Source organism: Aliidiomarina sp. (assembly GCF_022565475.1).
Classification (GTDB): domain Bacteria; phylum Pseudomonadota; class Gammaproteobacteria; order Enterobacterales; family Alteromonadaceae; genus Aliidiomarina.
The window spans coordinates 237754-258770 of record NZ_JAIUMR010000001.1 but is presented as its reverse complement, the minus strand read 5'-3'; the positions used below and the strand labels follow the sequence as shown (position 1 = coordinate 258770).

Below are 21017 nucleotides of genomic sequence, written 5' to 3'. Positions count from 1 at the left end.
CACACTAAGTTGCGCCAATCGTAGAGACGGTTGGCGTTTTTTCACATGCGTGGAGTGATTTATGGAATTTTGGACGGACTTCTTCGCAAGCTTCGAGATTTCGCGCTCCACGGCACGGTTGATCGCCAGTTCGGTTGTTTTAATTGCGGGCGTTTCTATTCTCCGCTTCTTGCTTGGTCGTTTTATTCGTAAAAGCGTCAACTCGTCCGAGCTACGCCAACGATGGTTGGTGCAGTCACGCAACGGGCTGTTGTTGATTTTGTTGCTTGGCCTAATGATGATCTGGGCAACTGAGTTACGCACGTTTGCCTTGTCGATTGTCGCGATTGCCGTGGCTTTTGTGGTGGCTACGAAAGAGCTGATTCTCTGCTTGACCGGCTCGATTGTGAAGTCAGCTGGAAGCTCCTTTAATATTGGTGATCGCATTCAAGTGAAAGACTTTCGTGGCGATGTGGTTGACCAAAACTTACTGACGACGACGCTGCTCGAAGTCGGCCCGGGTAAACTGTCACATCAGCGCACAGGGCGCATGACGGTTATCCCTAATGCGTTGTTTGTGTCGGAAGCGGTGATCAATGAAAGTTACACCCACGATTGGGTTTTACATGTCTTCACCGTGCCTTTTAAGCGCGAAGAGAACTGGAAGTTAGCCAAACAAGCTATTCTTGATACCGCAAACCAATACTGCGCACCCTATCTAGAAGATGTGCGTCGTTATATGAAAAAGAAAAGCGAGCAGCGCGGACTTGAATCACCGTCGGTTGATCCACGTGTGACCTTGCAAGTTGCTACTGCAGGAGAGATTCACTTGGTGGTTAGGATACCAGTCAAGGCAGGGCAGCGAAGTTTTATCGAACAGTCGATTTTAACCGATGTCTTCGTCAATTATAACTTCGCACCAGCGCCAGCAGTGGTGGCTCCGAAAACCCAGGAACCGGACTCGAGCAAAGAAGATTAAGTGGACAGTTCTGGACACGTTGCAATACTTTGTTCAGTATCGCGCAGGCTGCGCCGAAAGCCAACCTTCCATTCAGATCTCCTACCATTTATTGTTCCAAATCAACCTTATGTTTTTTAGGGTTAATCAAGCCTTTCATTTAAATTAGAAACACCTAATATGCACTCAGTTTCAATCAGGCTACGAACTTCGGAGCCGTTTGTTGAGGGGTGCATGATGCAACGGAAATTCACAAAAACTACCTTCCTTCGCCACCTGTGTGGTGGTCTTTTACTGCTTTCATTTTCGACCACGGCCTCTGTCGCAATGACGGGTGATCCCGAGATTGGCAAGGCTTTAGCCGCACGCGGTGATGGCTCGGGGGCGCCATGTATGGCGTGCCACGCAATCGATGGCACCGGCAATGCCTTTGCTGGCTTTCCTAGTCTAGCGGGTCTTGACGCTGGCTATTTGTTGAAGCAAATGCGTGATTACAACTCGGGTGCTCGCGTTAGTGCCGTCATGCAACCTAATGTCGACGGCTATAGTGATGAAGAGCTCGTCCACTTGGCTGCATATTTCGCGAGTCTGCCGCCAGCACCACCGGCGTCGCCAACGGTTAGTGAAGACGTATTGGCGCTGGGCAAGAAGCTAGCTGAACGAGGCGCTTGGGACCAATACATTCCGCCGTGTTCGTCGTGTCACGGTCCTGATAATCAAGGGGTTGGCACAGACTTCCCAGCCATCGCAGGTCAACACGCTAATTACATTGCCCAAGAGATTCGTGCATGGCGGGACGGGAAGCGCAGCAATGACACAGTACAGCTAATGACAGGTATTAGTGAGCGATTGACGGACGAGCAAATTGATGCGGTCGCAGCGTATCTAAGTACGTTACCGATGCGTGCAGAGTAAGGAGAAAAGCCATGCATAAAATCTCGATGATGACACTTTTCGTGGCAGCGGGTCTGACAGTACCGGCGGTTTCATTGGCGCTAATCGGCAATGACGCTCGGGTACCTATTAATCTGCCGGAACTGCAAGCCGATCGCTACGTGCACACAGCGCCGACGGTTGACGAATTAATGGCCGATGAGTCAGTACACCCGGAATTGCGCAAGGTGATACTGAAAGGCCGTGATATTTTTATGAATACACAACAGTATCGTGGCACCTATGTGTTTAACGACATGACTTGCGCGTCTTGCCATACCGGCGAAGGTGGCATGAACTGGGGCGGCCCGGTATGGCCCGCAGCGACCACACTACCCAATTATCGGCCGAAAAATGATCACGTGAATTCCTTGGAAGAGCGCATCGCTGGCTGTTTCTCGTATTCGATGAACGGGATTTCACCAGAATATGGTAGTGATGATATGTTGGCTTTGGTCGCCTATCATCAGTGGCTCGCCACGGGGGCTCCTGTTTACGAACACCGAATTGCTGGGCGCGGGTTCAATAATTTAGGTACACAAATTCCTGAAGACGTTGACTATCATCGTGGTGAGCAGGTTTATCAGGACAACTGTGCGGTATGCCATGGTACCAATGGTGAAGGCAAGCGCCAAAATGGAGAAGTGGTATTTCCTGCAGTTTGGGGGGATAACTCGTACAACTGGGGCGCTGGCATTGCGCGTATTTTCACCGCTGCGTCGTTTATTCATATGAATATGCCACTCGGTAAACCGGGCTCATTAACGGAGCAAGAGGCATGGGATGTGGCGGTGTATATCAACAGCCACGAACGGCCGCAAGATCCACGTTATACCGGTGATGTGCGTGAGACACGTGAGAAATACTTAGGCTTTCATCGTCACAGTTACTATGGCCTAGAAAAAAATGGTGTGTTGTTGGGCGACCATGAGAATACGGGTGAAAAGCCAGTTCTAAAGCCAGATATTCTGCGTGCTCGCACCTTCGGTGCTGATGAATAAGGTTGCAACCGCTCAATGACAGTGAGTGACGTTGGAGGGGGCATTTGCCCCCTCTTTTTTATGGTTTGCGTAACCAGCGATCGTTGACTTTTACGTATTGGCCGGGCGGGGTGCGCTCAATGGCGCGTTGACCCGCAAGTGCTTCGACTTCAGCCACGGCAATATTGTTTTGGCTGGCAATCCGAGCGTATTCGCTGCGACGAGCATCGTTGATTAACTTAACGATTTGTTCTGCTCGGTCGTCACTGCCGTTGTTAACGACATCCAGGTAGCCTGTTTCGGTTTCGCCGACAAGGCCCTCGGCTTTCGCACCGCTGAGTGCGCTCATGGCTTGTTGCAAGGTCATCTCATTTGCTTGCGCGATGGGGGACTGGGCGGCGGTTACTGCAACCACGCCGGTTAACATCACTAAGCTGACGAAAGCAGCGCGCAGAAAGTGCATCAGGTTCATGGTGTTCTCCTTAGAATAAACCGCTAGATTCGCTAAAGAGCTCGTCGAGCTCACGGGCCACGCGAATATAAATTTCATGCTCAATTTTGACATTGAGGTTAATGGTGATTGGCTCTTGTGGTGCAGCAACTTGCACAGTCGGTGTGCAGGCTGAAACCATGAGCGTTCCTGTTACCAGAATTGCCAGCATGGCTAAGTTGGTCGTCACGCGGCGCATAAGCGGCTCCTTGTCGAGTGAAATACTAGCGTTGTCGCAATAATCGTTGCTGCAGACGCTCTTCTATGACCTTATTGACTTGGTTGGTCAGTTGCAAACTAGTCAGTAGCGCCGGTAAATTTTCCTGCACCACAAGGTTTAAACGAACTGGCCGACCATTTTCTAACTCTTGGTTTTGACCTTGTAAGCTTAACTGAAGTTCCAAGGTGCCGTCATCATAGTAATTGATTGCACCGGATAATAAATCATAGTGGAAGTTTTCCAGCACAGACATGAGTGTTCGCATACTCACATTGCTCGCTGCATAACCGGCCAACGCTTCGCTGGAATAGCGCAGTTGTCCTCCTGGCGGAAGTGCTTGAATAGTACCGTTATCGACAAAAATACCGGTTTTGCCGAGGCGAATAGGAATTACCCCTGACAATAATCCGCTCCCTGTGAAGTCACTGACGGGATACTGCGTAAGCAACGCGGCAAGATTCAACGCGTCGAACTCGACCGGAAGGAGTAATTGCTCGGCACTGAAGTCATAGACCTGATTGCGTAGATTGACGCGACCATCAAATAGCTGAACTTGGTTATGGTGTAGCTCTAATTTCCCAGTCAGCGGATCGGCAACGTCCGCTTGATAGCGAAATCCAGCTTCGATAGGCCCGATTAAAAAACCTTGTTGCAGGGACAGCAAGCGCAGCTGCTCAGTACTTACGACGAGCTGTTCGGCGTTCATCGTTGCGTCAAATTCAGCATTTAATCCGCGAAAAGCGCTGACATCATAAATGCCGACGAGATCGCCTAGTCGCAGCGTTGCTGTAATCTGAAGCGGCGAATCAGGTGCTGAGCTCGCGTATGAGAGTTGCCCTTGTGCTTGGATTCGACCGCGTTCTAGGGTCAGCAGTTCAGGCCAGTCGACAAGGGTGTGGGCAAGGGGATTTCCCGCAATCAGAAAGATATCCTCAAGCTGCCAATCGAAGGCAAACGTTGCGGCTGGTTCACGCAACATCTCGTCCAGTGCCAGCAACGTGGAATATCGCGCTAATAGTCCAGCTTGGTTCTCTATGTCGCCGACAAGGTGATGAGTACCTGCTTGGTCAAGCTGTGGCTGTATCGCTAAATTGCCACTCCAGGCTTGTGGTAACAAGCTGGGATGCGTGATTTCCCTGATTTTTACAGCGACATTGGCGCTCATTTGACTCTTTAGTGGTGCGCTGCGGTCGAGTTGAAATTGACGAACTTGGCTGCTGAGCTGCACGTGCTGCAGCTGGGTTTCATCGTCGATTGTCCAGCGCTCAAGGTCGATATTGAACTCAGTTGGTGCGGGTAATGCGATGTTCAGTTCCGCTTCGTTGTCGAGCAGTTGCACGAGCGGCAAGCGCAACTGCGTCTGACCACGCACTCGGCTCGCGCCAAACTCTTGATGTTGAAACGGGAAGTCGTTGAGTTCTAGTTGCACATCGAGAAACGCTTGGGTGAATAGTGCGGCTACGTCGTCGCCGGAGGTGTCCGTTACCAGCGAATGAATGAAAGCAATAAAATCAAATTCACTCGCCGCGCGTAACTGCAGTTGTAATGGCGTCGTTGTCTGCAGTGATAGCAGCATGTCTGCATGGTCTGGACGCTGCTGGCTTATCGTATCGCGCAGCGCGTGAAGGGTCTCGGGCTCTGCTTCTAACACAAGGTTGATCAGCGCTGACTCATGGGTCAGTGCAAGGGTACTTTGTAGCAGGCTGTTGGGGCCAAGTGGCATGCGCAGCTGACTGTCTACATGAAGTTGAGCGTCGTTCTCGGCAACGATCGTTGGCCACGGTAGACGACCACTGAATTCGGTGTTGAGTTGACTGCTCAGTATCGCCGTTTGCAAGGGTTGTAGTGGCAGTTGTGCAATCAGCTGCTGAGCAAGTTGCGCTTGCATGTCGCTGATTCTGCCTTGCAGTGATTCCAGCGCCGTTGGCGAGAACGCTGCGAGATGCCAACGTTCAAGGACTTGCAGCAAGGGCTGTCGACTTGGCGACGCATGAAGGTCAGCCAACCAGTCCTTGAGTTCTAGCCTAAGTTGACCGGCAAACTCAATGGAGTCTGATTGCAGCGCTACGGTGAATGGCGCATTGAATAATTCGGGTTGCCGCCAATCGATAGCGATGGTTTTGTTTTGCTCGTCAAGTTTGATGGCTAAACGAAGTTGCGATTGCGGGTTTACCAAGTCATTCGGTGCAAGCATGACGGCTAGTGACGCTTGCTGTGCATGGTGATAATTGGCATTGATCTGTGCGTTAAGCGTACAAATTTCATCGTTAACATCAGTACAGGGAAAAGCGAGCGTGAGGTCTTCGAGGTCGATCTGCCACTGCTCGGCAAGCCAATGAAAGGTGCTTAATTCATGTGCAATTCGCTCGAGCGATAACGCCTGCTGCAGTGTCGGTGGCTCTTGGGGCTCGGTGGCATCGCTGCCGACCCGCGTAGACGGTGGGAGTTGCGCCAGTATTTGATGAGGCAGCTGGTTGAGCGTGACCTCTACACCAGACATGCTCATCTGCTCGAGTACGGGTAGGCTACGCCACGTTGCACCTTGCCAATGAAAGTTCAGGCGCAGCGAATGAATGTGAACGGCAAGCGTATTCTCGTCTTTAGGATCGTCTTTAGCATCGTCGTTGTTCAGACGATAGCGAAATTGAATGTCATTAAGCCGCACCTGTTGATGGCTGAGCGCGGTGACCGTCCAGCTTGCATCGGTAATGCCGAGTGTTCGAAATTGCTCTTGAATGAGCTGATGGACAAAGAGACTCGCGAGTAAAAATGTAGCCAATAGAAATGCGCAAACAGCGGCAGTGAGCCAACCGAATCCACGCAGTAAACGGTATCGCAGCGTTATCCCTGTGTGAGGCGTTGTTTTAGCTGTCGTCATCGTTCAATCCCAAAACCGCAGAGTCTCCTTACCATGGTGAGATTTTCTAACTAAGGCAATTACTTAGGCTGTGATTAAAGTAAACGGTTCCGCGCGTTGGGGCAATATAATTTACCTGTTGGCGCATCACCCACGAGGGAAAAAATGCTATGCTAATCGCAGACTTTGGGTAGAAGGTTGCAGCCATGCAGAAAAACACCGCGAATGACGTCATCGCCCGCACGGCAACTTGGGTGAACGATGTAATCGTCAAATATAATTTTTGTCCATTTGCCCGTGTCGAAGTAGAGCGGCAGCGGATTCGTTACGTCGTTTGCTCACAGGCGACGCTTGATGCGGCATTGTTAGCCTGCGCGGCTGAATGCGAATGGCTTGATGCGCATCCACAAACGGAAACAACGCTATTGATTTTCGACCATGGATTTGCTGATTTTCAGGATTTTCTTGAACTTGTCGACTACGCCAATGAGTTACTCGAAGTACAGGGATATGAAGGTATCTATCAATTGGCGACCTTCCATCCTGACTATCAGTTTGCCGATAGCGAGCAACAGGATGCAGCTAATTTCACCAACCGGGCTCCGTATCCGGTGCTGCATTTTTTGCGTGAAGCGTCGCTTGCAAGCGTGTTAGCTGAATACCAAAACCCCGAAGCAATCCCAGAGCGCAATATTGAATTTGCTCGGCGCAAAGGTGCGGAATTTTTCATCTCGATTTTGCAGCGGATTATGCAATCCCCTAAGGACAACACATGACTGAACCATCGCAACCTACTTTGCATCTCTATGAAGAAATTATGCTGCTCGCCTTGTGCGAGGAAAAGGGCACGATAAGTGGCAGCTATGTGGGCTATGCGGTGGCGGCAGCCGTCATCGCCGAGCTCATGTTACAGAATCGTATCCGTATTGCTGAGGGGCGGCGCAAATACGTTGAAGTCATCGATGATAGCGCTAGCGATGATGCGTTACTGAATGAATGTATTGAGAAAATTAAAACGTCAAAGCGTCCGAAAGTTTTGCGTACTTGGGTGAATCAGTTAGCACACTTGAAAGACATTCAGCATAAGGTGGCGCGCAACCTTGCCGAGCATGGTGTCGTCAGTGCCGATGAAGAAAAAGTTATGTGGCTCTTTACCCGTCGTGTCTATCCTGAAATCAATCCGCAACCTGAGCAGGAGCTGCGTGAGCGCATGCGTGCGGCGGTACTAGAAGAGCAGGAGAGCAGAGCCATTGACGCTCGCACAGTTATTATCATTGCCCTGTGTCAGGGTGCTCGACTTTTAAATCAGGTGTTTTCAGCGCGCGAACTGCGCCAGCATCGTGACCGAATTAAACAGCTCGTGAAAGGGAACGTACTCGGTGACGCGGCACGCGAAGCGGTGCAAGCGGTTGAGGCAGCGATTATGGTTGCGGTCATGATTCCGGCAATTACCGTCGCTACAACATGAATATGATTCATGTTACTTGGCTATAAAAGTGAATAAGATTCATGAAAGGGTGATGTCATGCATAAATTAGTTGGACTCGCTGCATTTGCGTTGTTCTTGTCGGCCTGTGGCGGCCAGCCACCGCTCACCGAGGCAGAGCAAGTGACGCGCTATATCGAGCAAGAGGTAAAACGTAATAATCGAGGACTTAACGCCTTAGTTGCCGCCGCTGAGGAAACTGAATTTGATTCACTTACCTGGCGTCACGGTGAACGAATTCAATTACGCGTGCGTGAAGCGGGCGAATTCCGCACTGTTGAAGACGGTGATGCCGGTGGCGTGATTGCTGCGGCGGTTGCCAATAATGTTCCCAGTTTCAGTATTGTGCGCTACGAGGACAACTGGCTCGTAGTGTTTCGTAATTATCTCAGCGACCATTGCCAAGCGGTCTATGCGTACGCCATGTTTGGCCCAACCGATGACTTAGCCTTGTGTACACCGGAGTTTGTTGCCGAGCAGCCGAACGGACAGTGCTACTCGCCAATTGAGGGGCAGTGGTCGGTGTTTAAAGAGTGGTTTTTCGCCGAGGCCTTTGTAGATGCAGGTAACCCGGTTTGTATTGAAAAAGCTGACTTAGGATGGCGAGCTGAAGCAATTCGCTCAAACTAATTTTCCACACTGGAAAATAATATATTGACAGAGTGGAAAGTAATCGCTATTGTTTTATTACTTTCCGATGTGGAAAGTTAAATGGCGAAACTTAGTTGGAGAAACCCACATGAATCAGCAATCGAATCAGCAGAATGAGCGCAACGCCACAGATCAATCTGACTCAGCGACGACGAACAGCAGCAGTGATCTGCAGGCACAGCGCGAAGCCGCAGTTGCGGCGCTAAACCTAGTAAAAGAAAAAAAGAAAAGTATTGTTAAACATTTACATGTGCCGTGGTGGCAAGACCCTGTGATCGGGCTATTGATGGCTATTCTCGTTATTCACCATGCAGCGCCTATGCCGTATGACATTATTATCGTTGCGGTCGGCTGTATTGGTATGGCGCTGGTCTTGCGTCATTACACCAATCAAGCGCTGTGGGTTTCCGGCTGGCGTCGCGGTAAAACCCGCAAGTTGTCTTATGCGTTCTTTGTGATTTACCTTATTCATCTGTTCGGGAGTATGTGGCTGAACAGTCAAGGCCATCAATGGATCATTCCGGTCAGCGCTGTATCGATCTTTGTGATTGCGCAGATCTATGGACGCGTGTGGATGTCAACTTGGCGCAAGGAGATGGAGGCTGAAGATGTCGGCTGAACTTGATCCGGTGATTCATCCGGTGCATCGATTACAAATCTGTGCGTTATTAGCCAATGCCGATGAAATGGAATTTGCCTTGCTACGGGACGAACTGGGTGTTTCCGACTCGGTATTGTCGAAGCAATTGAAGTATTTAGATGATGCCGGCTATTTGACCATTCGCAAAGTCCCGAGCACAGGACGCCCACGGAGTTGGTATAGCTTGAGTAAAGACGGGCAACGCGCCTTTCAAAAGCATCTTGACGCGTTACGTGTCATTGCGGCTCTGGCGACTTAACAGAGGAACGGATTAACAGTATGCGTAAATTACCACCGTTAAATGCATTACGCTCATTTGAGGCAGCTGCTCGGCATTTGAGCTTTACTAAAGCCGCCGAAGAGTTGTTCGTCACCCAAGCAGCCGTCAGTCATCAAGTGAAGGCTTTGGAAGACTATCTTGGCATCGCATTGTTTTTGCGGCGTAATCGAGCGTTATTGTTAACCGAGGCAGGGCAGAACTACTACCTTGAAATTCGGCAGATGTTTGAACAACTGACCTTAGCAACGTCGAAGATTATGCTAGCCAGTGAGCAGGGTTCCTTAACAGTGTGTGTACCGCCGGGGTTCGCGATTCTTTGGCTTGTTCCGCGTCTGAGTCGTTTTCATGAACAACATCCTGAAGTTGATGTTCGTCTCAAAGCCGTCGACGAAATTACCGGGTCCTTGACTGACTATGTGGATATCGCCATTTATTATGGCCGCGGTAGTTGGCCAGGGGTAAAAGCCTATCGTTTACATAAAGAGTTTTTAATTCCGGTTTGCTCACCGTTATTATTGCAAGGTCCAAAACCGTTAACGACACCTGCTGACCTCAAACAACATACGCTCCTGCATGACGAAACCCGCAATGCGTGGCGCGAATGGTTTGAGTTAGTCCATGAGGAGCCACCGGCGAAAAAATCAGGTCCGGTGTTTTCACATTCTGCTTTGGCGTTGAAAGCCGCTGTGCACGGTCAAGGCATAGCCTTAGCGAATAGTGTTTTAGCCAAGCCGGAGCTTGACAGTGGTCATTTAGTTCGAGTTTTCCCGCAAGCGTTACCCACCAATGACGCCTTTTTTATGGTCTGTCGTGAGTCACAAGCGGACGTGGGTAAAGTGGCACGTTTTCGTGATTGGCTGCTCTCGGAAGTCGAACTCGACGAAGCAGAGACCCGGGCACAGGGAACTTACTTGTCATGATTCGTATTGTCTTTGCTCATGGGGCTGGTGCAGGCCCCGAGAGTGACTTCATGCAGTCCGTTGCGGCTAAATTAGGCGAAAAAGGTTACAAAGTGCACACTTTTGCCTTTCCGTACTGGCAAAAAGTGCTCGAGAGTGGTACAAAGCGCCCTCCCGATCGCGCGGTAAAGTTGGATCAAGCGATGCTGGACCAGGTGCAAGCGTTACGTGAGCAGTTTCCACAGGATAAATTTGTCTTGCTTGGAAAGTCGATGGGCTCGCGGGTTGCTTTTCGGACGGCTGATGCCGCCAATGCGCGTGCAGCAATTGCACTTGGTTTTCCGTTTCATCCACCGAAGCAGCCGGACAAGGATCGTTTCGCTGATCTGGTCAATACGCGAGCGGCGAATTTAATTATTCAAGGAACAGCGGATCCGTTTGGTCGACCGGACTTTGTTAACGGTCATGGTTTACCTCACAATGTGGCTATCCAATGGCTTGCTGATGGAAATCATGATTTAGTTGCAGCAAAACGCAGCGGGCTGACGCAAAACCAATCATGGCAACAGGTCGCCGATTGGGTCGATGAATTTATTCAACAATGTTGTTAACAACGCTTGGCGTTGAACAACCACGAAGGTTAAAAAGTTATGGCTGTTTTATTATATTGTCGTGCAGGTTTTGAGGCTGAATGCGCTGCTGAAATCCAAGAGCGTGCTGCAGCGTTAGGCGTGTATGGCTATTGTAAAGCGCAGCCAGACTCTGCGCTGGTTACATTCGAGTGCAAACCGGAAGAGGGCGATCATTTGGCTCGCAAGTTGCCAGTCAGTTCGCTGATTTTTGCGCGGCAACTGTTTGTACGCGTGGCGGATCTCAATGACTTGCCCGTCGACGATCGTGTCGCTCCGATTGTCACCGCGCTCGCAGGCACACAGTTATGTGGACGTTTGTGGATTGAGACCAGTGACACCAATGACGGGCGGTCACTATCGGGCCTGTGTAAAAAGATTAGTAAACCATTGACGGTCGCACTGCGTGAATCTGGAATACTCGCCGACAAAGAGATCACCAATCGACCGGTTTTACACGTCATGTTTCGTAGCACGCACTCGGCCGTTGTCGGCTATTCCTATTCCTACAACCATTCGCCGTTCCCGATGGGGATTCCACGCATTCGAACACCCAAAGGTGCACCTAGTCGCTCGGCTGCGAAGCTCGCAGAGGGCTTTAAAGTCATGATCCCAGAAGCCGAGTATGAAGCTCGCGTCAGTTCTGGCATGAATGCCGTCGACCTCGGCGCTTGTCCTGGCGGGTGGACGTCGGTATTGGTCTACTATGGCATGATGGTCAGCGCGGTTGACAATGGTGCGATGGATGAAGGACTGATGGAAACCGGACAAGTGAAACATTTCCGTGAGGACGGTTTTACCTTTCTACCGAAAAAACGCAACATCCGTTGGTTAGTCTGTGACATGGTGGAAAAGCCGGTTCGGGTGGCGCATTTAATGGCGGACTGGTTCATTGGCGAATGGTGCCACGACGCCATGTTTAACCTGAAATTACCAATGAAGAAGCGCTACGCAGCGGTACAACAGTACCTTGAAGCGATCCACAATCGCTTGGCCGAAGAAGAAGTTCGTGGCTATGAACTCTCTGCGAAACATTTGTACCATGATCGCGAAGAGATTACGGTGTACTTGCGCAAAAAACTGAAATCATAAACGTCGCCTTTTAGGCGTCGTTCAGTGAAATTGCCGACACCCAAGCGGGACTGGCCCGGGTCAAAATCGAAGTTATTCCCTAACGTATACGTTGCAACACTTTTTCACTTGACGCAATTCAGTTTCTCACAAATACTCCTGCACAATGCGCTTTTCACTTCGGATTATCAGCGCAGAACTTCCATTTTTAAGGGATTTGTATGCAGCAATTACTACGCGTTATTTGTGTAAGCTTATTTTTCTTGAGTGTTAGCCCTTCCGCAACCGCCGAGCCGATTCTCGAAAGTACCAGTGTCGAGGCTATGTTGGAACTCATGAAATCGGAAGGTTATGCCGTATCGATTGACGACGATGGCGACATTTTATGGAAAATTGAGGGATATAATACCTACATCATCGTTGCAAAAAACAATGAGATGGCGCAATTTTTCACGGTGTTTACTGAGTCTAACGGCGATATCCAAACCCGTGTCAACGACTGGAACCGTAGCAAAAGCTACTCTCGCTCCTATTGGACGACAGAAGGCCACCCGGTCTTGGAACTTGACTTAGACTTCGCTGGCGGTATCACCGAGCGTCGAGTGAAAGACTTTTTAATGACGGCGCGCTATTCATTTTTGGCGTGGTTGAATGATGTCGTGATGTAAGCAGAAACGCCCCTCGGGGCGTTTTTTCATGAGTCTTTACTTTGTCGATTTTCCTGCTGAATGAGTTTTTCGACACCCAAGTCATTGCGAAAATGCACGTCAATTTGGTTAAAGGCAATTTCAATTCCGGCAGCGCGGAAGCGCTTGTCGATTTCCCGATTCACCGCGTCAATGGTTGGATTGCGGTCGGAAAGGCCACCCACATGCATGCGTAGCTCGTGATCTAAAGTACTTTCGCCAAAGGATAAAAACAGAACTTGAGGCGCTGGCTCTTTCAGTACACGTTCTTCTTGATCGGCAATTTCGAGTAGAATTTGCCGTGTTTTCTCGAGATCAGAGCCATAAGCAACACCAACTTTGACGGTGATCCGGGTGATGGTATTGCTCAATGACCAATTGACGAATTGACCCGTTATAAAGCTGCGATTAGGTACGACAATGTCACGGCGGTCGAAGTCGGTGATCACAGTCGCGCGAATTTTGATCTTTGAAACGCGTCCCGATAAGTTATTCAGCGTGACAATGTCACCGACACGAACGGGGCGTTCGAAGAACAAGATCAGTCCGCTGATGAAGTTACCGAAAATTTCCTGCAAACCAAACCCTAAACCGACCGTTAGACCAGCAGCGAGCCATTGCAGTTGCTCCCATTTTACACCTAAGACGGCAAACACCGAGACAATCGCGATGCTGATCAGGACATAATTGGTTAATGAGGTGACCGCGTACGAGGTGCCCATTTCTAGTTTAAGACGTGAGAGGAACATCACTTCAAGCAAGCCGGGTAAATTGCGAATCAGGACGATACTGACGACGATAATAAAGAATGCCGTCATCAGTGCACCAATGCTGACAGGTATAAACTGAATGCCTTGTTCGTTATCCCAAATATATTGGCTATCGAGATAATGCAAGGCACTGAGAGCGTCTGACCAAACGGTGAACAAGATAAAAGTGAAAAGAACCAACAGGAAAAAACGACCGAGGCGCAGCGATTGCGCTTCTGCTTGTTCGATGTCAGCGTAGTCTTTGACCGGAGTCACGACTGGGGCAGCATTTTCAATGTCTTGATCAGCGATCGATTGCTCGTCTGTGACCAATGCAAGCTCAGCGTCCCGCTCCCGCTTCAATGTCTCGCTGGAAAGCTGAATCGCTCGGCGAATACTGGCCTCAAGAATGACCCAAATGGTCATTACATAGAAGGTGGCGAGGTAGTAGCCACTCAGTCGCAGTGCGGTGTAGTAGTAACCGGTCGCGACCATCCAGACTAAGCTAAGTGGCAAGAAGATAACGGCCGCTGCTATTAATCGATGGACGAATAAGGAGTTATACAAGGTCGGTAAACGGGAAAATAACCAAGTACTGATGCCAGCAAGATAAAGGCCAGCGAGCACAAGGCTGAGTGAACCGACCATATCTTGCGCATAGAGACTGGTTTGCTGGCTTGCAAAAGCGAGAATGACCGTCAGCGGTAACAACGCAAGCGCAAATAATTCGATGTAACGCTTGAGCATGGCACAGTTTGCGCTTGGCCATTGGAAAAATGCTTCCGCGAAACCTGCGGGTTTAAGAACTTTGCGTAGGAAACTAATCATGAAGAGCGCCAGCGCCAAGGCGGTAAAGACCTTGTGCGGTTGCAGGTGCTCTGTGGTTTCATCACTACCAATGAATTGGCCAACAAGCAGCAGCGCCAGCGATAGCGGTGCGACATAGAGAATAACTTTGGCCAGTGCTCGGGCAATCAGCCATGGTGAAGGTGGCTGTTCGCTGTTGTTCATGAGCCCTTGCTGGTCAGTGAGCAGCGCTTGAATACGTCGATGCTGCCAAATGAGGACTAAAAGCAAGATGAGTAGTCCGATGGCAGTTAACGTCGGACGAAATTCGCTATGACGCAGCATCGTCGTTACCGATTGCTGCATGCGTTGTCCTTGGCGTTGCAGTTGCGCCGGGAAGTTCATAAACCAATCTGCGTTAAGGCGTGGGTTACTTGGTGTCCAAAAAAGGAACTCTTCCAATTCCAAGGCAAAAGCTTGGACTTCGAGTTGCAGCTCTTGCTGTAGGCGCATATAAGTAACACGTTGATCGATGCGTTGTTGCAGCAAGTGTTGTTGCTCGACAAGTAGGGGTTGTGACGCTGCAGTTGCGGTACGAATTTCGCGTTGTAAATAGAACAAATCGAGCCTTAATTGAGCGAGCTGGTCGTTAACGTCGCGGCGATTGACGCTGGGTAATGCCGCACGTTGCTCTTGCAAGACGCGGTGCAAAAGCTGACTTCCGGATAACACCGCATACTGCGCGGTTAAATCGGCGCGATTCTCACGGACTTCTTCAAGCTGGTATTGCAGGCGGGCAATCTCTGCACTGAGATTTTGTTCGAGGGCAACGGATTCATGAGTAGATTCTTGGGCAGCGGCTCGCTGCGTCGACACGCCAAATATAAAAACGGCCAACAGACCGACGGTAAAACACAGTAATAAGCCCCTGAGGCGGGAAGTGTGTTGCATAGAAATCAACTCGTTATCGGTTCGATAAAATCAGCTAAAAGCTTACTTTGATTTCGGCGTGAATGCTAGCGTTTGCTTGGTCATACGCTGGTGTGAACTGCTGCAATCGAGGTATTGCGGAAAGAGATAAGCCACAGCAAGTCGCTGTGGCTTATCGAGGTTGAACCACGCAGTTCTTATAGGCGGTCTAAAATAGCTTGCGTGAAATCCATCGTGCCATGGCTGCCACCTAGGTCGCGGGTCGTGCGGTCACCCGATTCAATGACATCGCGCAGCGCCGCTAAGATGTTCTTCGCTTGCTCGTGCATGCCAAGGTGCTCGAGCATTTGAATTGACGCTAAAATTACTGAGCTCGGGTTCGCGAGATTTTGGCCGGCGATATCCGGTGCTGAACCGTGTACGGCTTCAAAAATGGCACAGTCAGGGCCAATGTTTGCACCCGGAGCCATCCCTAAACCACCCACCAAACCAGCACATAGATCGGACAGGATGTCACCAAACAGGTTGGTGGTCACAATCACGTCGAAGATTTCTGGCGTCATAACTAGCTTCATACAGGTGGCGTCGACGATCATTTCTTCAAACTGAATGTCGGCGTAGTCTTTCGCGACTTCACGCGCGACGGCGAGGAACATACCTGAAGTCGTTTTCAAAATGTTGGCTTTATGCACCGCGGTCACTTTTTTGCGATTTTCACGGCGGGCAAGTTCAAATGCAAAACGAACAATGCGCTCACAGCCAGTGCGGGTGACTCGGCTCATCGCTTCAGCTTCGCTACCATCTTCTTTGGTGGTTTGCCCCAAGCCCGAGTACATGCCTTCGGTGTTTTCCCGCACGGTAATGATGTCGATGTCTTCGTAGCGCGCTTTTGTGCCTTTGAAGCTGTTGACCGGACGCACGTTGGCGTATAGGCCAAACTGCTTGCGTAGGGTTACGTTAATGGAGGTAAAGCCACCACCGACTGGCGTCGTCAGGGGACCTTTCAAGGTGATACCGTTGCGTTTAATCGCATCGAGGGTTGTTGCTGGTAATAGTTCACCGTGTTTCTCGAGCGCAACTAAGCCTGCATCGGCGTATTCGTAAATGAAATCACAACCGGCCTTATCCATGATTTTTACGGCTGACTCGATAATATCCGGACCGATTCCATCGCCCGGGATGACGGTAATTGTTCTGCTCATGCGTTGACCCTTCTGATACTGCTGATATAAATGGATAGTGCTGACCGCGATATCATGAATAGCCGCCATCAGCATAAAATCTTAGCCGCACTTTATACCATTTTTCCGCCCATCCGACTAGCAGGCTTGCTACGACTATAGTCGGTATCACGGTAAAAAATGGGGGTTAACAGAATGTTAAGTAACTGAATAGCGGTTGCCGTTGACTATTTCAACGGACCAAATTCGGCTTCGTAGGCAGCTTCGCCCCACGCGAACAACAAATTGTCAGTGAACAATAACGGAGTTGTTTCATCGCGGGTGGTAATGCCGTCCGATTTTACATGATGGGTACGGTAGAACAGGATCAACACGTTGCGACCATCGGAGGCTGCGCGCGCTTCACTGATATCCGGTGGCCCGAGCAAGCGCAAGACTTCATCACGAGTGGTACCGATTTTTAAGCGGCCAATATACTTGCGATTAAAAATCTCGCGCTCACGCCAGGTCATGGTTTCTGGGTTTGCAGTGTAGAAATGAAGGATGCCACCTGCAACAACGGCGTAAATGACAAACCCTATGAATGCAATCAGAAACCCTTTTTTCACAAATTAACCTTTAATGACTTGGTAACACGGTTGGTATTTTGTACCACCTGGGAGTTTCATGCGATCCTGCTCAACGAAAGATTGCAGCAGTTCGTCGAGTTCTGCCATGAATTGTGGCTCGCCCGAGATTTTATACGGTCCGTGCTTGCGAATTTCGCGCAATCCTGGCTCTTTGACGTTACCCGCCACAATTGCGGAGAAAGCGCGACGCAAATCGGCCGCCAGTTGTTCTTTCGGCTGATCGAGATGCAAGTTGAGCTTGGCTACATTCTCATGAGTTGGTTCGAACGGTTGTTGGAACGGCTCTTCAATGTGCAAGGTCCAGTTGAAGTGATAGGCGTCGCCGCTGTCCTGCCGATAGCGCTTCACGGCAGCCATCCCAGTTTGAATATGCTGAGCGACCGCTTGCGGATCGTTAATGATGATTTTGTAATACTGCGTGGCCGATTCACCAAGTGTCTTCGCAATAAACTGATCCAAATGCTCAAAATAAGGGCGCGCACTTTCTGGGCCAGTGAGCACGACAGGTAGTTCTTGATCTTTATTGTTCGGATGCATCAGAATTCCGAGCAGGTAAAGCAATTCTTCCGCAGTACCGGCGCCACCGGGGAAAATAATAATGGCATGGGCAACGCGGACAAAGGCTTCCAAGCGCTTTTCGATATCCGGCATGATGACGAGTTCGTTAACGATTGGGTTTGGCGGCTCGGCAGCAATAATTCCCGGTTCAGTAAGACCGAAATACCGCGCGTCTTTAATCCGTTGCTTGGCATGACCGATGGTCGCGCCCTTCATTGGGCCTTTCATTGCCCCCGGCCCGCACCCGGTACACACATTAAATGCGCGTAAACCGAGTTCATAGCCGACCACTTTGGTGTACTTATATTCGTTCTCAGATATGGAGTGACCGCCCCAGCAAACGACCATGTCCGGCTCTTGAATCGGTTTGACCACTCCGGCGTTACGGAGAATGTCAAACGTGACATGGGTGAGATGGCGGGTACTCATGTTGACCAGCACATCATGGGGATAACGTTCACCGACGAATAAAATGTCGCGTAACACCGCTTCAACGTGTTCGCGGATACCGACGATCAGCTCGCCATCGACAAACGCTGACGAAGGTGGGTTAATGAGCTCGAGCTTAACGCCACGCTCGCGGCGTAGAACATTAACTTCAAAGTCTTCATACTGGTCAAAAATCTCGGCGCTATTGTCAGTATGGCTGCCAACGTTTAAGACGGCTAAGACACAATTGCGAAATAATTTATATAAAGGACTGTCCGTGCTTTGTTGCAGACGATCGATTTCAATTTGTGAGAGCAACGACATGCTGCCCTGTGGGGATAATGATATACGCATAAGTTTTCTTTACTCCTAGCCACTTGGCTTTTGCGTGGCTTTCTTCCTCATCCAATCTAATCTATTTTTATTAAATTTTTGCGAACACGTAAGAGTACGCGCCTTTCGCCAAAAGAATCAACTTTATTTGCCGTCGGTTATGGCCACAAACTATTGCCGCGCAAGGCGAGCACGCTGCAATTTCGGGTCAAGTAACTCGGGGGCACTGGCGCGCATCGGGTTAATATCTAGACCGCCACGACGGGTATAACGGGCAAGTACCGTTAGTTGTGAAAATTCACCGTAACGTTGCAAGTCGGTATAAATCCGTTCAACGCATTGTTCATGAAACTCATTATGGTTGCGAAATGAGACTAAATAGGCCAGCAACGCCGCCCGATTAATCTGTCGGCCTTGATATTGAATCAGTACAGAGCCCCAGTCGGGTTGGTTGGTAATCAAACAGTTCGACTTTAATAGGTGGCTGTGCAGCGATTCCTTAACGTGCTGCGCATCTGCGTTGACCAATTCTTGCAAGATCGCAGGCTGATAATCATAGCTGTGAATGTCGACAGGTTCGTGATCGATACAATCGCCGGGAAGCTCGCTGATACCCAATTGACTATATTCGTGCAGTGAATACAAACGAACCGCAACGGTGCTGTTTGCACACCCACTTAAATCGGTTTGCAGCTGCTTCGCGACCACCTCTGTGGAAGCGAAGATACTCTGATTGTAGCCATTTAAATACAGTTTAAATGACTTCGATTCAATCAAGTTTGGACTGTCGGCGGGCACCTCAACCTCGGCAATGACAACCGCCGGCACGCCGTTGGGTTGTAGCCACGAGAGTTCGTAACAGGTCCATAAGTCACGGCCCACGAACGGCAGGTTGTCGGCATGAATGTTTAGGCTGTCGCGATTCATCTGGCGCGGCACGGCTTGCAGCAGAGTCGCATCAAATTGAGTAGGGTAGTCGGTGGCTTGTCCAAGCTTTAGATGGGCAAGCGTGTCTTGGTTCGGCGTTGGCATTTCCGGAGTCCTCTGCGTAGAATGCGTCTATTGTATGAATTTCTGAGGGAAGAGACCAGATGCAGTCGATTTATCAAGCAATGCAAACGCTTCATCAACGCTATCAGCAAGCCTACGAAGCGGCCGGAACATTGCCGCGCACAGAGTATCTTTCCAATTGGGATGCGCCGTGTTACCGCGGTAAACCGAAATCCGGTGAAATTGCCTGGCAAGCGGTCGAACAAACACCGGCACTAGACTTTAGTGGCGTTGAAAAAGGTTTGGAAATGCCAATTCAAGCCTCGGTTCAGGGTTTTTTTAACTCGTTTTATGCGGGTGACCTCATGGTTCGCTTTCGTGACCAATTTCTGGTTTTGCTGCAGGTTATGCATCCTGAAGATGGAGAGCGCTTGCAACAAAATCTCATTGGCCACGTGCTGATGAAACAGCGACTACGGCAACCCATTACGTTATTTATTGGCTTAACGGATGAAGATGATCTTCTTCTTACGGTCAATAATGAGACGGGAGCGGTCGGTCTTGAGTACGTTGGCAAGGAGCAACATGCCATTTTAGCTGGGGATATGGAGATGTTTTTAGAGCGGCTTGAGCCGATTGTGGATCAAGGCGAGTGAGCGAAAGCCACACAAAATTGTTAATGCATTGTTATCGACAAGCCGTTGGCATTTGTTTTAAAGTGACCACTGGTTCCCCGATTTTGAGACGATTACATGCAAGCCGCCGAACGCGAATTAGAAAGTAACTTGGTGTACTTGAGTGACAATGACTTAGCGCCTGCAGCGTCCCTGTTGCTCAAAGCTTACCTCGATGATCCGACCTTTCAAGTGATCTTTAAAGCCGATAAAGAAGGGTATGAGCAACGTCTACGCGCTGCGATTCGTGAGGAGCTCAATGCCTTTTATCAGCATCAACAGCCGATGATTGGTTTGTTTGCCGGTGACACGCTTGAAGGGGTCGTCTGTATTACCCGTCAAGGTCAGGCGTTTACGCCTGAGCGCTTCTGGCATTGGCGACTGCGGATGTTACTCACCGCGGGTTTTGTTAGCACGCGGCAAATGCTGGAGAAGGAACGGCTCATCGACGACGCCATGCCCGTGTCGAATTACCACATGTTGACGTTTATTGCAGTCCATGAGCGCTATCGTCAGCAAGGGTTAGGTGATTTGTTGATTCATGCAGCGCGAGATGTGCTCAGTCAGGATCGCGAATCGACAGGTATCGCGGTGTTGGCGACTCGCCCTGAGTATGCTCGTTTCTTCGCTCAACGTGGTTTCCATTTTTTACGTGACGTGACGGTCGGTGAAATTACCGGGCAACTGATGTTCTTAGCGCGCGACGACGAAGCCTTACACGACGATTAATTGCGGGTTGTGTTGACTTTTGGCGCAAATTTAGGTCAAATCTGCGCTCTTTCGCTAACACGTTAGCGAAATACCAGAAGAGGTGCATTACCCAGGTAGAAGAGCGGAGTGTCCCGTTGACACCAAGAAGCTATTTGAGGGGGAGTAATGCCGAGGTTATTGTGCAGCACGGGAACACAATAATCGGTCATGGGGGCTGAATCCCTCAGGCTGTCACCAGATAGTGAATATACTATCGTTGTTTATGGTGGAGAGCTTCTGGAGCGAAAT

22 protein-coding genes and 1 riboswitch are annotated in these 21017 nt (G+C 49.9%); of the genes, 14 read left to right on the top strand and 8 right to left on the bottom strand.

Annotation, left to right across the window (positions count from 1 at the left end; genetic code table 11):
- Nucleotides 1–61 precede the first annotated feature (61 nt).
- The 3 genes from LAT77_RS01145 to LAT77_RS01135 all read left to right on the top strand — a co-directional run bounded on the left by LAT77_RS01145 (nt 62) and on the right by LAT77_RS01135 (nt 2871).
- Nucleotides 62–958, top strand: coding sequence for a mechanosensitive ion channel domain-containing protein (locus LAT77_RS01145; protein WP_290562698.1), 897 nt, complete (start codon nt 62–64; stop codon nt 956–958).
- A 216-nt stretch (nt 959–1174) separates the two neighbouring features.
- Nucleotides 1175–1852, top strand: coding sequence for a c-type cytochrome (locus LAT77_RS01140; protein ID WP_290562697.1), 678 nt, complete (start codon nt 1175–1177; stop codon nt 1850–1852).
- A gap of 11 nt (nt 1853–1863) precedes the next feature.
- On the top strand, nt 1864–2871 hold the full coding sequence (locus LAT77_RS01135) for a c-type cytochrome (RefSeq protein WP_290562696.1): 1008 nt from the start codon (nt 1864–1866) through the stop codon (nt 2869–2871).
- A 58-nt stretch (nt 2872–2929) separates the two neighbouring features.
- Here LAT77_RS01135 and LAT77_RS01130 read toward each other — a convergent pair whose 3' ends face one another.
- The 3 genes from LAT77_RS01130 to LAT77_RS01120 are packed head-to-tail and all read right to left on the bottom strand — an operon-like array spanning nt 2930 to nt 6438.
- Entirely contained in the window at nt 2930–3322 is a 393-nt protein-coding gene (locus tag LAT77_RS01130; RefSeq protein WP_290562695.1) for a YdbL family protein, read from the bottom strand.
- 10 nt (nt 3323–3332) lie between these two features.
- Nucleotides 3333–3512: a YnbE family lipoprotein gene (locus LAT77_RS01125; RefSeq protein ID WP_367118123.1), complete on the bottom strand. Its 180-nt coding sequence runs from the start codon at nt 3510–3512 to the stop codon at nt 3333–3335.
- A gap of 52 nt (nt 3513–3564) precedes the next feature.
- Nucleotides 3565–6438 (bottom strand): YdbH domain-containing protein, encoded by a 2874-nt coding sequence (locus tag LAT77_RS01120; RefSeq protein WP_290562693.1) that lies wholly within the window; start codon nt 6436–6438, stop codon nt 3565–3567.
- A 185-nt stretch (nt 6439–6623) separates the two neighbouring features.
- On the opposite strand from LAT77_RS01120, the gene LAT77_RS01115 reads away from it, so the two are divergent.
- The 9 genes from LAT77_RS01115 to LAT77_RS01075 all read left to right on the top strand — a co-directional run bounded on the left by LAT77_RS01115 (nt 6624) and on the right by LAT77_RS01075 (nt 12741).
- Nucleotides 6624–7193 (top strand): DUF1415 domain-containing protein, encoded by a 570-nt coding sequence (locus tag LAT77_RS01115; protein ID WP_290562692.1) that lies wholly within the window; start codon nt 6624–6626, stop codon nt 7191–7193.
- The gene (locus tag LAT77_RS01110) at nt 7190–7885 is read left to right on the top strand and encodes a GPP34 family phosphoprotein (protein WP_290562691.1); all 696 of its coding nucleotides are present in this window, start codon (nt 7190–7192) and stop codon (nt 7883–7885) included. Before LAT77_RS01115 ends, LAT77_RS01110 begins: the two co-directional genes overlap by 4 nt.
- 57 nt (nt 7886–7942) lie before the next feature.
- The gene (locus LAT77_RS01105) at nt 7943–8533 is read left to right on the top strand and encodes a hypothetical protein (RefSeq protein WP_290562690.1); all 591 of its coding nucleotides are present in this window, start codon (nt 7943–7945) and stop codon (nt 8531–8533) included.
- A gap of 109 nt (nt 8534–8642) precedes the next feature.
- Nucleotides 8643–9173, top strand: a complete 531-nt coding sequence (locus LAT77_RS01100) for a hypothetical protein (protein ID WP_290562689.1) — start codon at nt 8643–8645, stop codon at nt 9171–9173.
- Nucleotides 9163–9453 carry a transcriptional regulator gene (locus tag LAT77_RS01095; RefSeq protein ID WP_290562688.1) on the top strand — a complete coding sequence of 97 codons (291 nt, stop codon included), beginning with the start codon at nt 9163–9165 and terminating at the stop codon, nt 9451–9453. The genes LAT77_RS01100 and LAT77_RS01095 overlap by 11 nt, the downstream gene beginning before the upstream one ends.
- Nucleotides 9454–9473: 20 nt before the next feature.
- The gene (locus LAT77_RS01090) at nt 9474–10394 is read left to right on the top strand and encodes a transcriptional regulator GcvA (RefSeq protein ID WP_290562687.1); all 921 of its coding nucleotides are present in this window, start codon (nt 9474–9476) and stop codon (nt 10392–10394) included.
- Nucleotides 10391–10984, top strand: coding sequence for an alpha/beta fold hydrolase (locus tag LAT77_RS01085; RefSeq protein ID WP_290562686.1), 594 nt, complete (start codon nt 10391–10393; stop codon nt 10982–10984). The genes LAT77_RS01090 and LAT77_RS01085 overlap by 4 nt, the downstream gene beginning before the upstream one ends.
- Before the next feature lie 39 nt (nt 10985–11023).
- A complete protein-coding gene (gene rlmM / locus LAT77_RS01080) occupies nt 11024–12094 on the top strand; it encodes a 23S rRNA (cytidine(2498)-2'-O)-methyltransferase RlmM (protein WP_290562685.1) in 1071 nt (356 codons plus the stop codon).
- 200 nt (nt 12095–12294) lie between these two features.
- Nucleotides 12295–12741, top strand: a complete 447-nt coding sequence (locus tag LAT77_RS01075) for a YbjN domain-containing protein (RefSeq protein WP_290562684.1) — start codon at nt 12295–12297, stop codon at nt 12739–12741.
- Nucleotides 12742–12767: 26 nt separating this feature from the next.
- Here LAT77_RS01075 and LAT77_RS01070 read toward each other — a convergent pair whose 3' ends face one another.
- From LAT77_RS01070 to queF, 5 genes are all read right to left on the bottom strand, one after another.
- A complete protein-coding gene (locus LAT77_RS01070; RefSeq protein WP_290562683.1) occupies nt 12768–15245 on the bottom strand; it encodes a mechanosensitive ion channel domain-containing protein in 2478 nt (825 codons plus the stop codon).
- Nucleotides 15246–15421: 176 nt separating this feature from the next.
- Nucleotides 15422–16426, bottom strand: a complete 1005-nt coding sequence (locus LAT77_RS01065; RefSeq protein WP_290562682.1) for an isocitrate dehydrogenase — start codon at nt 16424–16426, stop codon at nt 15422–15424.
- A 206-nt stretch (nt 16427–16632) separates the two neighbouring features.
- The gene (locus LAT77_RS01060; protein WP_290562681.1) at nt 16633–17013 is read right to left on the bottom strand and encodes a DUF3192 domain-containing protein; all 381 of its coding nucleotides are present in this window, start codon (nt 17011–17013) and stop codon (nt 16633–16635) included.
- A 3-nt stretch (nt 17014–17016) separates the two neighbouring features.
- Complete coding sequence (gene ppnN, locus LAT77_RS01055) at nt 17017–18375, bottom strand: nucleotide 5'-monophosphate nucleosidase PpnN (protein WP_290562680.1); 1359 nt, start codon at nt 18373–18375, stop codon at nt 17017–17019.
- 150 nt (nt 18376–18525) lie between these two features.
- Nucleotides 18526–19386 carry an NADPH-dependent 7-cyano-7-deazaguanine reductase QueF gene (queF, locus tag LAT77_RS01050; RefSeq protein ID WP_290562679.1) on the bottom strand — a complete coding sequence of 287 codons (861 nt, stop codon included), beginning with the start codon at nt 19384–19386 and terminating at the stop codon, nt 18526–18528.
- Nucleotides 19387–19445: 59 nt separating this feature from the next.
- On the opposite strand from queF, the gene syd reads away from it, so the two are divergent.
- Entirely contained in the window at nt 19446–20000 is a 555-nt protein-coding gene (gene syd / locus LAT77_RS01045; RefSeq protein ID WP_290562678.1) for a SecY-interacting protein, read from the top strand.
- A gap of 96 nt (nt 20001–20096) precedes the next feature.
- Nucleotides 20097–20747 carry a GNAT family N-acetyltransferase gene (locus LAT77_RS01040; protein WP_290562677.1) on the top strand — a complete coding sequence of 217 codons (651 nt, stop codon included), beginning with the start codon at nt 20097–20099 and terminating at the stop codon, nt 20745–20747.
- Between the two features lie 69 nt (nt 20748–20816).
- A riboswitch (Lysine riboswitch) is annotated at nt 20817–21013 on the top strand.
- Nucleotides 21014–21017: the final 4 nt, after the last annotated feature.

Coding starts and splice junctions, on each gene's coding strand:
- LAT77_RS01145 (WP_290562698.1), top strand. CDS start 62: ATGGAATTTTGGACGGACTTCTTCGCAAGCTTCGAGATTTCGCGCTCC.
- LAT77_RS01140 (WP_290562697.1), top strand. CDS start 1,175: ATGCAACGGAAATTCACAAAAACTACCTTCCTTCGCCACCTGTGTGGT.
- LAT77_RS01135 (WP_290562696.1), top strand. CDS start 1,864: ATGCATAAAATCTCGATGATGACACTTTTCGTGGCAGCGGGTCTGACA.
- LAT77_RS01130 (WP_290562695.1), bottom strand. CDS start 3,322: ATGAACCTGATGCACTTTCTGCGCGCTGCTTTCGTCAGCTTAGTGATG.
- LAT77_RS01125 (WP_367118123.1), bottom strand. CDS start 3,512: ATGCTGGCAATTCTGGTAACAGGAACGCTCATGGTTTCAGCCTGCACA.
- LAT77_RS01120 (WP_290562693.1), bottom strand. CDS start 6,438: ATGACGACAGCTAAAACAACGCCTCACACAGGGATAACGCTGCGATAC.
- LAT77_RS01115 (WP_290562692.1), top strand. CDS start 6,624: ATGCAGAAAAACACCGCGAATGACGTCATCGCCCGCACGGCAACTTGG.
- LAT77_RS01110 (WP_290562691.1), top strand. CDS start 7,190: ATGACTGAACCATCGCAACCTACTTTGCATCTCTATGAAGAAATTATG.
- LAT77_RS01105 (WP_290562690.1), top strand. CDS start 7,943: ATGCATAAATTAGTTGGACTCGCTGCATTTGCGTTGTTCTTGTCGGCC.
- LAT77_RS01100 (WP_290562689.1), top strand. CDS start 8,643: ATGAATCAGCAATCGAATCAGCAGAATGAGCGCAACGCCACAGATCAA.
- LAT77_RS01095 (WP_290562688.1), top strand. CDS start 9,163: ATGTCGGCTGAACTTGATCCGGTGATTCATCCGGTGCATCGATTACAA.
- LAT77_RS01090 (WP_290562687.1), top strand. CDS start 9,474: ATGCGTAAATTACCACCGTTAAATGCATTACGCTCATTTGAGGCAGCT.
- LAT77_RS01085 (WP_290562686.1), top strand. CDS start 10,391: ATGATTCGTATTGTCTTTGCTCATGGGGCTGGTGCAGGCCCCGAGAGT.
- rlmM (WP_290562685.1), top strand. CDS start 11,024: ATGGCTGTTTTATTATATTGTCGTGCAGGTTTTGAGGCTGAATGCGCT.
- LAT77_RS01075 (WP_290562684.1), top strand. CDS start 12,295: ATGCAGCAATTACTACGCGTTATTTGTGTAAGCTTATTTTTCTTGAGT.
- LAT77_RS01070 (WP_290562683.1), bottom strand. CDS start 15,245: ATGCAACACACTTCCCGCCTCAGGGGCTTATTACTGTGTTTTACCGTC.
- LAT77_RS01065 (WP_290562682.1), bottom strand. CDS start 16,426: ATGAGCAGAACAATTACCGTCATCCCGGGCGATGGAATCGGTCCGGAT.
- ppnN (WP_290562680.1), bottom strand. CDS start 18,375: ATGCGTATATCATTATCCCCACAGGGCAGCATGTCGTTGCTCTCACAA.
- queF (WP_290562679.1), bottom strand. CDS start 19,386: ATGCCAACGCCGAACCAAGACACGCTTGCCCATCTAAAGCTTGGACAA.
- syd (WP_290562678.1), top strand. CDS start 19,446: ATGCAGTCGATTTATCAAGCAATGCAAACGCTTCATCAACGCTATCAG.
- LAT77_RS01040 (WP_290562677.1), top strand. CDS start 20,097: ATGCAAGCCGCCGAACGCGAATTAGAAAGTAACTTGGTGTACTTGAGT.